This window comes from Rhizobium sp. CRRU65 (genome assembly GCF_048551595.1).
GTDB classification, from domain to species: domain Bacteria; phylum Pseudomonadota; class Alphaproteobacteria; order Rhizobiales; family Rhizobiaceae; genus Rhizobium; species Rhizobium leguminosarum_J.
The window spans coordinates 113,278-127,370 of the sequence record NZ_JBLYZH010000006.1 but is presented as its reverse complement, the minus strand read 5'-3'; the positions used below and the strand labels follow the sequence as shown (position 1 = coordinate 127,370).

At 62.8% G+C, this 14,093-nt stretch carries 16 protein-coding genes; 7 read left to right on the top strand and 9 right to left on the bottom strand.

All coding sequences use genetic code 11. The annotated features are described in order from the left end of the window. Positions 1-58 precede the first annotated feature (58 nt). The gene (locus tag ACM5SV_RS14445) at positions 59-982 is read right to left on the bottom strand and encodes a phytanoyl-CoA dioxygenase family protein (RefSeq protein WP_128440335.1); all 924 of its coding nucleotides are present in this window, start codon (positions 980-982) and stop codon (positions 59-61) included. Positions 983-1,079: 97 nt separating this feature from the next. On the opposite strand from ACM5SV_RS14445, the gene ACM5SV_RS14440 reads away from it, so the two are divergent. Then, positions 1,080-1,904, top strand: coding sequence for a helix-turn-helix transcriptional regulator (locus tag ACM5SV_RS14440; RefSeq protein WP_128440334.1), 825 nt, complete (start codon positions 1,080-1,082; stop codon positions 1,902-1,904). 24 nt (positions 1,905-1,928) lie between these two features. On the opposite strand, the gene ACM5SV_RS14435 is transcribed toward ACM5SV_RS14440, so the two are convergent. Continuing rightward, positions 1,929-2,951: an LLM class flavin-dependent oxidoreductase gene (locus ACM5SV_RS14435; RefSeq protein WP_128440333.1), complete on the bottom strand. Its 1,023-nt coding sequence runs from the start codon at positions 2,949-2,951 to the stop codon at positions 1,929-1,931. Between the two features lie 148 nt (positions 2,952-3,099). Here ACM5SV_RS14435 and ACM5SV_RS14430 point away from each other — a divergent pair, with 148 nt between their 5' ends. Then, the gene (locus ACM5SV_RS14430; RefSeq protein ID WP_164903054.1) at positions 3,100-3,396 is read left to right on the top strand and encodes a hypothetical protein; all 297 of its coding nucleotides are present in this window, start codon (positions 3,100-3,102) and stop codon (positions 3,394-3,396) included. A gap of 99 nt (positions 3,397-3,495) precedes the next feature. Here the strand turns inward: ACM5SV_RS14430 and ACM5SV_RS14425 are convergent, their stop codons facing one another. The 3 genes from ACM5SV_RS14425 to ACM5SV_RS14415 form a co-directional block, all read right to left on the bottom strand. Beyond that, positions 3,496-4,377 (bottom strand): transglutaminase-like domain-containing protein, encoded by an 882-nt coding sequence (locus ACM5SV_RS14425; RefSeq protein WP_222014259.1) that lies wholly within the window; start codon positions 4,375-4,377, stop codon positions 3,496-3,498. Positions 4,378-4,498: 121 nt separating this feature from the next. Continuing rightward, positions 4,499-5,122 (bottom strand): RNA ligase family protein, encoded by a 624-nt coding sequence (locus tag ACM5SV_RS14420; RefSeq protein ID WP_222014258.1) that lies wholly within the window; start codon positions 5,120-5,122, stop codon positions 4,499-4,501. Between the two features lie 173 nt (positions 5,123-5,295). Continuing rightward, positions 5,296-6,228 carry a LysR family transcriptional regulator gene (locus ACM5SV_RS14415; protein WP_222014133.1) on the bottom strand — a complete coding sequence of 311 codons (933 nt, stop codon included), beginning with the start codon at positions 6,226-6,228 and terminating at the stop codon, positions 5,296-5,298. A gap of 115 nt (positions 6,229-6,343) precedes the next feature. Here ACM5SV_RS14415 and ACM5SV_RS14410 point away from each other — a divergent pair, with 115 nt between their 5' ends. Further along, positions 6,344-7,090, top strand: a complete 747-nt coding sequence (locus ACM5SV_RS14410) for an SDR family oxidoreductase (RefSeq protein ID WP_128440330.1) — start codon at positions 6,344-6,346, stop codon at positions 7,088-7,090. A gap of 199 nt (positions 7,091-7,289) precedes the next feature. Then, positions 7,290-7,943 (top strand): metallophosphoesterase family protein, encoded by a 654-nt coding sequence (locus tag ACM5SV_RS14405; RefSeq protein ID WP_222014132.1) that lies wholly within the window; start codon positions 7,290-7,292, stop codon positions 7,941-7,943. Positions 7,944-8,036: 93 nt separating this feature from the next. Here the strand turns inward: ACM5SV_RS14405 and ACM5SV_RS14400 are convergent, their stop codons facing one another. Together ACM5SV_RS14400 and ACM5SV_RS14395 are read right to left on the bottom strand one after the other, a co-directional pair. Next, a complete protein-coding gene (locus ACM5SV_RS14400; protein WP_222014131.1) occupies positions 8,037-8,399 on the bottom strand; it encodes a hypothetical protein in 363 nt (120 codons plus the stop codon). Between the two features lie 5 nt (positions 8,400-8,404). After that, on the bottom strand, positions 8,405-9,202 hold the full coding sequence (locus ACM5SV_RS14395; protein WP_222014130.1) for a DUF899 domain-containing protein: 798 nt from the start codon (positions 9,200-9,202) through the stop codon (positions 8,405-8,407). Between the two features lie 119 nt (positions 9,203-9,321). On the opposite strand from ACM5SV_RS14395, the gene ACM5SV_RS14390 reads away from it, so the two are divergent. From ACM5SV_RS14390 to ACM5SV_RS14380, 3 genes are all read left to right on the top strand, one after another. Then, entirely contained in the window at positions 9,322-10,542 is a 1,221-nt protein-coding gene (locus ACM5SV_RS14390) for a helix-turn-helix domain-containing protein (RefSeq protein ID WP_221970811.1), read from the top strand. A gap of 49 nt (positions 10,543-10,591) precedes the next feature. Beyond that, complete coding sequence (locus ACM5SV_RS14385) at positions 10,592-11,248, top strand: PQQ-binding-like beta-propeller repeat protein (protein WP_026157418.1); 657 nt, start codon at positions 10,592-10,594, stop codon at positions 11,246-11,248. A gap of 217 nt (positions 11,249-11,465) precedes the next feature. Then, positions 11,466-12,380, top strand: a complete 915-nt coding sequence (locus tag ACM5SV_RS14380; protein ID WP_222014129.1) for a phosphotriesterase family protein — start codon at positions 11,466-11,468, stop codon at positions 12,378-12,380. A 67-nt stretch (positions 12,381-12,447) separates the two neighbouring features. Here ACM5SV_RS14380 and ACM5SV_RS14375 read toward each other — a convergent pair whose 3' ends face one another. Next, complete coding sequence (locus ACM5SV_RS14375) at positions 12,448-13,320, bottom strand: hypothetical protein (protein ID WP_222014128.1); 873 nt, start codon at positions 13,318-13,320, stop codon at positions 12,448-12,450. Between the two features lie 154 nt (positions 13,321-13,474). Continuing rightward, entirely contained in the window at positions 13,475-14,011 is a 537-nt protein-coding gene (locus ACM5SV_RS14370) for a GNAT family N-acetyltransferase (protein WP_221970814.1), read from the bottom strand. Positions 14,012-14,093 lie beyond the last annotated feature (82 nt).

Sequence of the window (14,093 nt, the reverse complement as noted above, 5' to 3'; positions counted from 1 at the left end):
CTGCTATAGCAGCCATCGCACCGGATCGCAGGTCAAAGATGGGCACTGGAAAGCCGGGCTACAGCATGTCGCCGAGGCTCCAGTGGTTGTTCCATCGGACGTCGATCTCGTCGTCGACATTCTGATATCTGATGTCGGTGGAGAGGCGCAGCCGCCGGCTGCGGTCCTGATTGGTGGTCGAGGCGTGGATCATGTAGGGCGAGTGAAGCACCACGTCGCCGGCCTCATAATCGGCGGCGAGCCAGCGGGTGTCGAAGCGCTCGGCCATATCGGGCAGATCCTTCGAGATCCAGCCGCCTTCCGCCATGTGGCGGTTATAGGCATTGATCCGCTCCTCCGGCGAAAGATCGCCACTCGTGGCCTGGAACTCGGCTTCCATCTTGACGCCCAGCGCGTGCGAGCCTTCGAGGTAAACCAGGCCACCCATCTCGGTGGGGATGTCGCCGATTGGAATCCAGGCCGTCACCAGGCGGCTGGTGCCGCCGCGGAGATAGACGAGATCATAGTGGGCGGGCGTGGCCGTCGGCGATCCCGGTTGGACGAAACGCATGAGCTTGCGCTTGTGCAGATAGGAGATGCCTTGCATGAAATCGTCCATGAAGCGGGCGAGCGGCGGTTGCGCACAGAAGCCTTCATAGGCGGCTGAGCGGACGAGCGACATCAGGCGCCGGTCCGCCAGGCTCCTGTCGAAGCCACCGGCAGACGCGATGCCCAGAGAAAAATCGCTGCCGGGATCGACCAGGCCGGTTTCGGCGAGATGTTCAAAAACCCAGCGGCGGAAGTCGATCACATCGGCCCGCGGCAGAAGGCCTTTCAGCCAGACATAGCCATCGTCCTGGAAGCGGCGGCGGATGGCGTCAACGCCGATGGCGGGATCGGTCGGCGTGAGCCAGCCCGTCCGCTCTGCAGCCAGGGTTTTGCCATGGGCGGCAAGGGGAAATTCCGGCTTTCGGACCTGCATGACCTCCGCAGCAATTGACATTTCACTCCTCCATCGCTTGAGTTGGCTTGTCATCAATTACCTGATCCGGCGGGCCAACCGACATAGAGGAAATTCATAACTGGACTTTTCGCTCATCATGAGAGACACCGAGGCCATCTATAGAACGCCGCTTACCGCTGCCGGCGGACTTGCTGTCACGGGCAGCGGCAGGCAGCATGCCCGCCGTGCGGTGACGGACCGGAAATTACCGAGTTTCGCCGTCGTGCTGGTGGAGCGGGGGCAGGGCTGGCTAGAAACCGCCGCCAGCGGCCGCATGAGCCTGACTGGACCTGCACTGTTCTGGCTGTTTCCGAACCGAGTGCATTCCTATGGCCCCGACGAAAGCGGCTGGGACGAGCGCTGGGCGCTTTTCGAAGGATCGTTCACGCGGGACTTCGTGAGGCTGAGGATCATGACCGAGCGACACCCGGTCGTTGCCTTGCATCATCTCGATGAGGTTGTACGGCAGTTCGGCAAGCTTCATGCCGATCTGCTTGACGACACCAATCTCGGGCAGGCATCGGCGGCATTGATGCTGCATCATATCGTCATATCAGCCGCCAGACAGGCAAGCGGCGCGGCCGATCGACGCCAGGAAAGGCTAGATATGGCCGACATCGTGGAAACGCTACGGCGGCGGGCGATGCAACCGTTGGACCTCGCGGCCTTTGCGGCCGAGCACGGCATGTCGCCGGCTACGCTGCGCAGGCGATTCACGCTCGAAACCGGATTGCCTCCCAAGGCATTTCAGCTTCGGGCGCGCATGGACCATGCCAAACAGCTCTTGGCAACCACCGACGAAAAGATCGAAACGGTGGCCGCCATGATCGGCCTGGATGATCCGTTTTATTTTTCGCGTGTTTTTCACGAACGCGAAGGCTGCAGTCCTCGCGAATTCCGTGCGAGGTATCCGCGGGTTTGAGAGTCCGGCAGCAATGACAGCGCGTCAGCGCCAACCCATCGCAGGCGCGATGTGGGTCAGGATCGCTTCGATGACGTGGGCGTTATATTCGACGCCGAGCTGGTTGGGGACGGTGAGCAGCAGCGTGTCGGCCTCGGCAATCGCCTCGTCTTCGGCGAGCTGCTTGATCAGGGCATCGGGTTCGGCGGCATAGCTGCGACCGAAGATTGCCCGGGTCTTCTCATCGATGAAGCCGATCTTGTCGCCCTCGTCGTTGCCGTAGCCGAAATAGGCGCGGTCGCGATCGTCGACCAGCGCGAAGATGCTGCGGCTGACCGAGACGCGCGGCTGGCGCGTGTGGCCGGCTTCTTTCCAGGCCGCGCGGTATGCCCGGATCTGGTCGGCCTGCTGGACGTGGAAGGGCTCTCCCGTCTCATCGTCCTTCAGCGTCGAACTCTGCAGGTTCATGCCGAGCTTGGCCGTCCAGACGGCGGTGGCATTCGAGCTTGCGCCCCACCAGATCCGCTCACGCAGGCCCTCGGAATGCGGCTCGAGGCGCAGGAGGCCGGGTGGATTCGGAAACATCGGCCGAGGGTTCGGTTTGGCAAAACCTTCGCCGCGCAGCACTTCGAGGAAGACTTCGGCATGTTGCCGGGCCATGTCGGCTTCGCTCTGGCCTTCGGGCGGGGCATAGCCGAAATGGCGCCAGCCATCGATCACCTGTTCGGGCGAACCGCGGCTGATGCCGAGCTGCAGACGGCCGCCGGCGATGAGGTCGGCCGCACCGGCATCTTCGGCCATGTAGAGCGGGTTTTCGTAGCGCATGTCGATGACGGCAGTGCCGATCTCGATCCGATTGGTTCTAGCGCCGACGGCTGATAGCAGCGGGAAGGGTGCGGCCAGCTGGCGGGCGAAATGATGCACGCGAAAATACGCCCCGTCGGCGCCGAGTTCCTCGGCCGCCACCGCAAGCTCGATCGACTGCAGCAGCGCATCGCCGGCCGAGCGCGTCTGCGATTGGGGCGAGGGCGTCCAGTGCCCGAACGAGAGGAAACCGATCTTCTTCATACCGATGCCGCACCTTGATCCGTTGTATCTGGGGTCGATGGGTCATTGCACAATTTCGGCTCGAAAGACAATCGTAACCGGATGAGTTCGGCGTATCACTTCTGCGGCATTGGCGCGCTATCCGCTCCGCCGGGCGGCGGTCAGGCGGGTGCGCCCCAACGGCGAGATCAAATGGAGCGGTGACCTGATCTACATCGCCCAGGGCCTCGCGGGCGAACCGGTGGCGGGCGAGGAAACCGAGGATGGGCAGTGGGTCGTGCGCTTCTATGCTCATCCAGTCGGCGTCATCGATCCCATCCACGGGAAACTGCGCCGCTGTGGCTTCAACTGCGCCGGAACTGTAACCTATGTATCCGGTTCAATCTGTCACCCATCTTTCAGCTGGACAAGGCGGATGGGGGTGAGCGGCAAAGCCGCGAATGCGCTGAACGCAAGCGAAGAGTAGCATGAAGGGCGTAACGTGCGGCCCCTCACGACCCTTCGGGCGACCTTCTCCCCGGCGGGGAGAAGAGGGAACAAGCGGCGACCTCAGCCATTCCATAAATCACGCGCTGCCCACATCCTCCATCTGCTGGCGCACGCCGTTGAAGACCTGCGCCGGCACGCGCAGCCCGGCATCGCCCTCATAGAGCGCCCGCAACTCCCCGAAGCGTTCGTCCGCTGCCACCGTCAGGGCAGCGAGGCGATCGAAGCGGGCGAGACTATCCGCAGACATCTCCTCCTCGGGTTCCGGCATCGCTCCCCAATTGTCCCAGGGAAGCATCTCAATATTGTTAAGCGCGGCGAAGTCGCGGACGAGATTCATGGCGACGAACCAGAAGCCGGACTCGTTGAAGATGCCGAATTTCCCGGGGTCGGCGGTGCCGGCGCGGCAGCGTTGCCAGGTTTCGCCGGCGCTCTGGAATTTGCCCGGCGGCTGGTCGAGCGGGTCGAAATCGAGCTGCAAAGCGGCGCGCTGGAGAGCATCGATCTGGAAATCCGCGGAGACCCAGCGCTGTCCGTCCCAATATTCGGCGATCCAGTGATCGATGCCCTTGCCGGCCTCGAAATACATGCCGAAGCCGCAGCGGGCGCGTGCCGGCACGCTATGGGCCTTAAGTGCTGCGCAGGCAAGCACGGTGAAATTGCGGCATGTGCCGATGCTGCGCTTGTCAGGCGGGCGCGTGATGTCGAGGGGCGCGGGATCGATCGCCATGATCGTATCGAGTATCGCGCGCGCCGGCCGCGTGTGCGATTGCGCCCTTCGCTCCGGGGTCAGCACCTGATCGTAGTGTTGCGCCCAGGCATCATGCAGCAGCGTGCCATGCACGGCGGCGGCAACGGCGCCGACGCCCTGGAGCGCGGCAAGGGCGGGCGCATGCAGCCCGGCCGAGGTCATCGGGCCGGGTCGCGTGTAGAACTCGATGGGGCTCTCATGTCCGCTCATGCCGGGCAGTATGATAAAACCGGCGTCGCAGGGCAAGATCCCGCGGGCCATGCGTGAGGCCCGCGAGCGGCGTGGCTGGATTCCTGTGACCAGCACAGGACGGAGGAGAGGCGAGCGACCGTCAGGAATTTGCCAAGCGATTGGGGATGAGTTCCGACTGCATCCAATGCGTTTCACTCTGAACGTGGTTGTCCCGCACATACTTGCCCATCCGAGCTGGCATTTCGGTTTCCAGGAACGCATCAGCGATCCGAACGACAAACCCCTCCTGCTTGGTCTTATCCAGCGATGCCGCAGTATCTTCGAACAGGCCGGCTTTGTATGGTCCCCGATATAGTGTCGACACCGGAACGATGCCCAGTTCTTCGAACCGGGCTTGCGTCAGATCCCAGGATTGGACCTTATCGTCGATAATCCATGCAAAGCCGAGGAAGTATGACGGCAGATCTTCATAACCGATCGAGTGCCGGGCATAGAGGTTCTCACCCACGATGCGTTCGCCATCTGCAAGTTGCGGGCTGATGCTGGCAGCAAAAGCCTTAAGCCAATCGCGCGACGAATGGTAACGGCTATCGGGACTACGCGCATGAGACCCGTCCCGATAGATGGTCGTGTTCTCACCATCCATTTTCTCGGTGATGACAAGATCGCCAATCATCAGCCCGTCAAGCATCGCCATGACTTTGTCATCGCTCATCGCTCCTGGAGAAATCGGTAGGTGATAGGTTCGGCCGTATTTCTTCATGGTGATGAACGCATAACCGGTGGCGATTGCACAATGCAAGGTCGCCTTCGGGCTATAAGCTGCCCTTGATGGTACGTAACGCCTGGCTTTTATTGATGAGACAATCGTCCGTGGATCGGCATCTTCGGCGATTGTAACGGCGATCGCCGACGGGTGCCTGTCTAGTTGTCATCCTACGATCCATTGCGATTTCTTCGAGCGGTCTCTGCAGGCCTCGAATCGCGCCTGAGGAAATCGACGAAGGCGCGCAGGCTCGGCGGTGTGTAGCGTTGTGAGGGATAACAGAGGAACCAGCCAGGGAAGGTGCCACACCACTCCTCAAGCAGCGGCAGGAGCTTGCCGTCCTCGATCAGCGGACGCACGAGGTCTTCGGCCCAGAAGGCAATGCCGACGCCCTGGACGGCGGCGGCAAGGGCCATCTCGCGGTGCGAGACGATCAGCGGGCCGTTGACCGCGACGGAGAACCACGTGTTGTCTTTGAGGAATTCCCACTTGTAGAGACCTTTACCGCCCGGCTGGCGCCAGTTGATGCAATGGTGCTGGAGCAGGTCGCCCGGCACATTCGGGCGGCCGTACCGGGCGATGTACTCTGGCGAGGCGACGGCCAACTGGCGCTGCTCGCCGCCGAGCTGAACGGCGACCATATCGGCTTCGAGAAACTCACCCAGCCGTGCGCCGACATCATAACCGGCTTCGACGATGTCGGTGACTGAATCGTCGATCGTCACGTCAAGGACGATATCGGGATAGGCGGCGTGGAAGCGGCCGAGGGTTGGCTCGAGGAAGGTTGCGGCGGCGACACTCGGCAGATGCACCCGGAGCGTTCCCGCCGGCGTGTCGCGTGCGTCGACGACATTGCGGACCGCCGCCTCCATCTCGATCATGGCCGGCCTGAAGCGTGCATGCAGCCGTTCGCCGGCGTCGGTGAGTGATACGCTGCGCGTCGTGCGGTTCAATAGGCGAAGCCCCAGGCGGGCTTCCAGCGCGCGGATCGTCTGGCTGAGCGTTGATGCCGAAATTCCGAGCTCGGCTGCGGCGCGCGCGAAATTGCCGTGGGCGACGATGGTCACGAACGCCTTGAGCTCCGCATAGTCGCTGCCGCGCATTAGGCCTCCAAGTCCACATAGTCTGTTTGATTTATATAGCATTGTTGTCATGATCATCGCAGCCTAAATTGCCGATAATTTCGCCAACCCTGAACCAAAGGACGGGAGAGCCGGTATGCAGACAGACAAAAAGCTCAGTGGCAGGGTCGCCCTCATTGCCGGCGCTTCGTCTGGCATAGGTGCGGCGACCGCTCTGGCGCTAGTGGAGGAAGGGGCAAGCGTGGCGATCGCGGCCCGCCGCATGCCGCGCCTCGAGGCGTTGGCGGAGCGCATCCGCGAGCGCGACGGTGAGGTCCTAGCGATCGAGACCGATGTGTCCGACGAGGCACAGGCTGCGGCGATGGTGCAGCGGGCGATCGGCGATTTCGGCAGGCTCGACATGCTGCTCTGCGTCGCCGGCGTCGGCGTTGCCGCGCCGTTCCGGAACACGACCACCGCCGAGTATCAGGAGATGGTCGAGGTCAACTTCCTCGGGCTGCTCTACCCGATCCATGCGGCGTTGCCGGCGATGCAGCGGCAGGGGACCGGCCATATCGTCATCGTCTCCTCCGGCACCGGCCGGTACATTCATCCCTCGACGGTCTATTCCGGCACCAAGCATGCGGCGAGCGCTATGGCGGAATCGCTGCGGCGCGAGATTGGCCGGGATGGCATTCGCGTCACCTGCATCGAGCCTGGCGCCGTCAGGACCGAGTTTACCTCCCACATGCGCGCCAGTGTGCGCGAAGCGGTGGAACAACGGCTTGGCGACATCGAGCAACTAGAGGCCGCGGACATCGCCGCGGCCATTCTCTATGCGGTGACGCAGCCGCGCAGGGTCAATGTCAATATCCTGACGCTCTACCCCACTGAGCAGGCGTGAGTGTTGTGGCGATTGCCTCAAGCGGAAGGAGAGCCAACCGCCATAAATGCCGGAGATTGAGTCGGTTTTCGCGATGGCGGCGGGCTTTCGTTTGTTATGATGCGATGGACGGCGTGGGGCGTGAGCCTCGGCATAATGCCCTGGCGCGCCTTCTCGTCTTGGCCGCGCGCCATCGCACTGCAGCCGAGAGGGTCGAAGCATGCGCTACACGTTCGCCATAGGTGATATACATGGCTGTATCGATCCGCTGAACAGGATGATCGATCGGATCGCGGCCTATGCGCCTGGAGGGACCGTCGTCTTCGTTGGCGACTATGTCGATCGCGGGCCTGACAGCAAAAGCGTCCTCGACCGGATCATTGCCGGTCCATCGGACTCGTGGCGATGGATCTGCCTGAAAGGCAATCATGAGGACCTGATGGTCGCTGCCTATGCCGATAGCGATAGCGATAGCAGAGACGTGTGGATCGGCAGCGGCATCGGCGGACTTGAAACCGAAATGTCCTATGGCGGCAGAGTTCTGCCCCAGCATCTGCAATGGGCGGCCGATCGTCCCCTCATGCATGTCGATCGATATCGCATCTTCGTCCATGCGGGCGTCGATCCAGAATTTCCGCTGGAGCAGCAGAGCGAGCACGATCTTCTCTGGTTACGGTTCCCTTCCGGTGAGTCCAGCGACTATTGGGGCAAGCACCTGGTCCACGGCCATACACCGTCGCTGTCCAACCCGGTGACGACAGGAAACCGCACCAACATCGACAGCGGCTGCGTCTTCGGCGGCAAGCTTTCCTGCGCGGTCTTCGATGACGATATTGCCGGCGGGCCGATCGACTTTATCGAGGTGAGGGCATGAACTTGATCGCTTTGGTAAGTGGGTAAAGCCCGGCGCGGCTTGCTCCCTCTTCCCTGCGCTGGGGAGAAGAGGGAGCAGCGGCGTCGCGGAGCGTTATCGGGGGCTCAAGCCCCGCCAGCCGGCGGCGAGCCGCAGCCAGGGCGTCAGGTGGAAGCCGCTCATCAGCAGGTACATCGGCACCATGCCGCCGATCGGGAAGGCATCCGGCGTCGTCATGCAGATCATGTCGGCACTGCTGGTCGTGGCCATCAGCAGTGCCATGACCGCGAATGTCGGGGCGGCGGCGAGCGACAGCCAATCGGCGGTGTGGGCCGCAATCCGGCCGCCCGGGCTAGCGATGCCACTGCTCGGCTTAGCCGCTGATCCGTCTGCTGAGGCGGCCAGCGAGAGCCATTCGGCGGCGTTGAGAGCGGCGTTGCCGTCGGCTCTCTTTGGAGTGTGGGCGGAAAGCAGCATCGGCGTCACTCCTTGCCGTACCGGTCGTGGTGGCGCCACCAGATGCCGGTTTCGTTGCGACCCTTGGGGGTGCGGTCGAGCCATTGGTACATGCCCCATAACCCGTCCAGCCCGCGCGCATAGCTGGAATAGCTGTGGTAGACGGCGCCATCGATGAGCTCGAAGGCGCTGACACCCGGCCGGTCGCGGGTATAGGTTGGGACATCGGTGCCGGTCATGGCGGCGATCTGAGTGATCGGCGCCTCGCTGTCGCCCGGCTGCCATTCCTGGACAGTCCTGCCTGTGAGCGGTTCGGGGGCGGGCGGTTCACGGCGGTAATTATAGTCTACCTCGCCCTGGTGCTGCTGCTCGGCAGAGAACCAGACGCTGAAATCGCCGTTGAAATCGCTGCTGAAGGAGGAGGCCCAGGGAAAGCTCCAGTCCATCCGTCGCTTGAATGCTTCGAGCTTTGCGAGCGGCGCGCGCGAGACCGCCCAAAAGGCGACGTCGTGGTTTTCCAGGTGAACGAAGAAGCCGTTGAAGCCATCGGCGATCGAGGAGCAGGACGGGCATCCCGCGGTATAATCCGGCCCGAACATGAAGTGATAAACGAGCAGCTGCGAGCGCCCGCCGAAGAGGTCTTTCAGCGAGATGTTGCCGCCGTCGGTGTCGAAGCGATATTGTTTGTCGATCCTCACACGCGGCAATTGCTGGCGCTTGATCGCCAGCACGTCGCTCTGCCGGGTCAGTTCCTTTTCCTCTTCGAGCAGATCGAGGCGAGCCGCCAGCCATTGCTGCCGTGTTGCGTTCAGCTCTGTCTTCATGGGTCTTCTCCTTTGCCTGTTTCTCGTCGTAGCATCCGGCGCGGGGTTGCTTGCCGGTCGACGACAAAGCTACGACCGGGCAGGGCAAGGGTGGGAGTGACAAGTGTGACGGGATTTGAATGGACTCGCTGATCACGGCAGCTGCGCGGGCGCTGGCAGTGGGAGACGCGCTCGGCGCGCTGAAGCGGGTGGCGCTGCGCGACGATGCGCCGGCGCTGGCGCTGCGCGGCATTGCGATGGCGCAGCTCGGCGATCTCGTCCGCGCCAAGGCGCTGCTGAAGAGTGCGGCGCGTGCTTTCGGCCCGCGGGAGGCGGTGGCGCGAGCCCGCTGCGTGGTCGCCGAGGCCGAGATCGCACTGGTCTCGCGTGATCTCACCTGGCCGCCCAAAGCGCTGGAGGCGGCGCGCAAGGTGCTCGAAGCGCATGGCGACAGGGTCAATGCCGCCCATGCCAGGAATGTCGAGCTTCGCCGGCTGGTGCTGATCGGCCGGCTCGACGAGGCCGAGCGGGCGCTCGAAACACTCGACCCGACGCCACTGCCGCCGGCGGCAAGGGCCGCTCATGAGCTGGTGGTCACGGGCATCGCGATCCGGCGCCTGCAGACGAAAGCGGCGCGTGCGGCGCTTGACCGGGCGAGGCAGGCGGCGCGCGAGGCCGGTATGCCGGTATTGACGGCGGAGGTGGAAAATGCCGCCCAGGTGCTCAGCGCGCCGGTGGCGCGGTTGATCTCGCGCTGGCGGGAAAGCCCGCTGCTGCTCGAGGAGGTGGAAGAGCTGCTGGGTTCGGGCACGCTCGTTGTCGATGCCTGCCGCCATGTCGTGCGCGACGATCAGCTTTCGGTGTCGCTGGCAACGCGGCCGGTGCTCTTCACGCTCGCCCGGACGCTTGCCGAAGCTTGGCCGGCGGATGTGGCACGCGGCACGCTCATCGCGCGCGCCTTCCGCGGCAAACATGCCGATGAATCGCATCGTGCCCGGCTGCGCGTCGAGATCGGCCGGCTGCGTGCCGAACTGCGGGGACTGGCGGAGGTCTCGGCGACGAAACGCGGCTTTGCGCTTTCGCCGCGGCGCGCCGGCGAGACTGCCGTGCTGGCGCCGCTCGTCGAAGGCCAGTATGGGGCGGTGCTTGCCTTTCTCGCCGATGGCGAGGCCTGGTCGAGCTCGGCGCTGGCGATCGCGCTCGGCGCCAGCCCGCGCACCGTGCAGCGGGCGCTGGATTCGCTTGCCGGGGAGGGCAAGGTGCAATCCTTCGGGCGCGGGCGGGCGCGGCGTTGGATGAGCCCGCCGCTGCCCGGTTTCCCGACGGTCTTGTTACTCCCGGGACCTTTGCCAAGCGATTAGTATGGCCTGACTGATGAAGATGGCCCGACGGGCGAACAGGATGGAAGAGATGAAAAAATCGGCAGCGACGATCATCCGTGAATATGGACCCTTTCCCGGCGCCGAGCGCGTCAACGGCGTCACCTTCGATGGTGAGCACGTCTGGTTCGCCTCGGGCGACAGGCTGAACGCGCTCGATCCCGCAAGCGGCGAGGTGGTGCGCTCGATCGAGGTTGCGTCCCATGCCGGAACGGCTTTCGACGGCGAGTTCCTCTATCAGATCGCCGAGGATGTCATTCACAAGATCGATCCGAAGACCGGCCGCATCCTTTCCACCATCCCGGCGCCCGGCAATGGCGGCGATTCCGGCCTTGCTTGGGCCGAAGGCTCGCTCTGGGTCGGCCAGCACCGCGGCCGCAGGATACACCAGATCGACCCGGAAACCGGCAAGATCCTCCGCACCATCGAATCCAACCGCGTCGTGACAGGCGTCACCTGGGTCGACGGCCAGCTCTGGCACGGCACCTGGGAGGGCGATGACAGCGACGTCAGGCGCATCGATCCTGAAACCGGGGAGGTGCTGGAGCGGCTTGATATGCCCGAGGGTACCGGCGTCTCCGGCCTCGAATCCGACGGCGGCGACTGCTTCTTCTGCGGTGGCGGCGGCAGCGGCAAGATCCGCGCGATCAGCCGGCCGGCGCAGGGCAAGGAGGGGAAAGGGAAGTAGCCGATGCGACGCCGAAGAGGCCGATACGACATATCTCTCCCGGGCGACAGTCAGCTCGCCAGCAATTCGGGCGTCAAGTTGGAAGTCGATATCAAGGGGTCAAGTTGTTGGAATTTTAACCGAGTGGGAGATTGATTTCGGTACGTGACGAGCTACTTTCGCGGCAGTGTCGGTCGAGGTCTTTACGCAAAGCCGGTATGATCGCGGGGGAGAGATTTTGAAATATCTGCGCACCACGCTCGGGCCTAAGAGCAAATCCGAACTTGGGATGATCCTCCCGCACGAGCACGTTTTCGTCGACCTCAGGACGCCGGACCAGCCCGGTTATGCCGAGGCAGACATTGACGACGTCGTCCGTCTGATGGCCCCCGAAATCGAGCGGATCAAGAAGCTCGGGGTGACGGCACTGGTCGAATGCTCGACGGGCGGCGTTGGACGCCGTGCGGATATCGATCTTGCCGTGTCGCTCGCGACGGATTTTCCGATCGTCGTGCCCACCGGCAATTACCGTGAACCCTGGATTCCCGAATGGGTCCGCCAGGCTTCCGAGAAAGAGCTGGAGGCGTGGATGCTTCGCGAGCTGACGGAGCAGATCGACGAAACCGGGTTCCAGGCGGGCTGGATCAAGCTCAGCGCCGGCGATGACGGCATGACGGCGCTTGAGACGAAAATCCTGCGGGCAGCCGCACGCGCCGCGGCCCAGGCGGACGCCGTCATCGGCAGTCATACGATCAGGGGACGGGTCGTCATGGACCAACTCGATGTCATCGAGGCGGAAGGCTACAAGGCCGACAGGTTCATCTCCATCCACACGCAGGAAGAAGCGGACTTCGCCCTTAATGTCGCCGTCGCTGAGCGAGGCGCCTGGATCGAATATGACCATGTCGGCCGCAGCGGGGACAACGAGGTGGCGGAGCTGGTGATCAAGGCGCTGGAGGCGGGCTGCGGCGATCGCTTGTTGTTGAGCCATGACCGCGGCTGGTTCGATCCGGCGCAGCCGATGGGCGGGATACCCAAACCGTATACGCATCTTTCCACGGTTTTGCTGCCCGAGTTGAAACGGCGGGGCATAGACGACGACACCCTGGTGCGCCTGACACACGACAATCCGTTCGAGGCTTTCGCCCGATAGGAGAGTGGCCGGGCGAAAGGAGCCTGGGCATTCATGTCGCGATCCCCGGAATTGCTCAAGACCGGGTTCAGCCGATTGGTGACACCTCTGCTCCGCGGGAGCGGAGTTCGCTGAGAATGCTGTAAGGACCGTTCAAAAGGCCTATCGGCAGGATGACGAAAGCGTTGGTGCCTGCCGGCAGATTTGTGATCCGCTCGATCAGAAGCGCGCGCAACTTGTCCGCATCGATGAGGTCGGTGGGCGTCACGATGCCTCTGGCGGTGATTTCCTCTCCGAGGCTTGCAATCTCACCACTTTTTCGAGCCTTGTACCGCTCGTCGAAATAGGCGCCGATCGGTCCGATCCGGCGGCGCAGCTCGAGAAGGTAGATGATCGAGGCGGGGCCGACCGAATTGACCGTTTCGAGCGTCAATGGCTTCTGCATGGCCTGCATTTCCCCGTCGGCGGCAAGCGTCTCCACATCGCGCCCGATCGATGCGCCATACTTCGCAAGCGCCAGGCCGATGCTCGGCGCGTCTGGGGCGAAGGCATGCTGTCCTTCGCCGATGAGGAGCAGGCTCGCCTCGAAACCGGAAAGCTTTGCGATCGCTCCCTTTGCCGGGGATGTCGAAAGGATTGTCTTGAACTCGTCCTGACCGGATGGCGTCAAACCTGACAAGACCGGCGTGATATCGCTGTTCTTGAACTTGGTAGTAGACAGGATAAGGCTGGGATTGACGTCGATCAGCACCGTCTTCGATTGATCGATCAGGCGTTTTCCCTCGGTAACGATGTCAGGAAAAGCGTCGGCGCGGATGCGCACGTAGCCAAAAAGTACATGGTCATTCGCGGGGGATTTGGCGCGCCAGAAGAGGGCGTTCTCCTCGTCTGCTGCGCGTGGCATCCCTGGTAGGAAAACTACGGCTGCAAGCGCTGCAAATTGCCGGCGGGTGAAGTGCATGGCTGCCTCCTCGCTGAGCCCGATGCATGGCGGCGCATTCGCATGGGACTAATCGCGTGAAAGAGCATTTGTTCCAACTCCCGGTGGAAATGATGAACATCCGGGGCACGGGAGTCAGCTGGACTCGTTCAAAAATTCTCGGCGATACCTGGATCTATGCCGCGCCGCGCTCGTCGAACAAAAGCGCCATGCTGATCGCATCGATGAACCGACCGTCGATGCGTGCCGCATGTCGGACGATGCCTTCGCGGGCAAATCCCATCTTTTCGTAGAGAGCGATAGCACGGGCGTTGTCTTCATAAACATCGAGTTCAACCCTGGCAAACCCGCTTTTCTGCGCCGCTCTCAATGTGGTCTCGATCAACATGCGTCCGAGACCTTTGCCCCGATAAGCTGGAAGGATTCCCATTCCGAGGTTTCCGCGATGGGCGTGCGACGGGAAGAAATGCCGGCTGATATCGCACCAACCGACGACCTTGTCTTGAGCGGTGGCAACGAATTGCGGATTGCGTTTCGCAATCATGCCCATCACGAATTCACGCGTCTGCGGCAGCGGAGTCGCTTCCAGCATGGACAGGTATTTTTTCTCCCGCGCGACAACGTCGAGCGCATGATGAAAGCTGTCGATATGGGCGGCAGCGATCGGCTCGATCCTGATGCCTGAGGTGTCCGACGATGCTGCTGCATCCACGTGCTTCTCCTTCAACGATTGCGATACCTATGGGGACCTGCCACAGACCTTCACGGGAGCGCATAATTCATGGTCCGTCAAC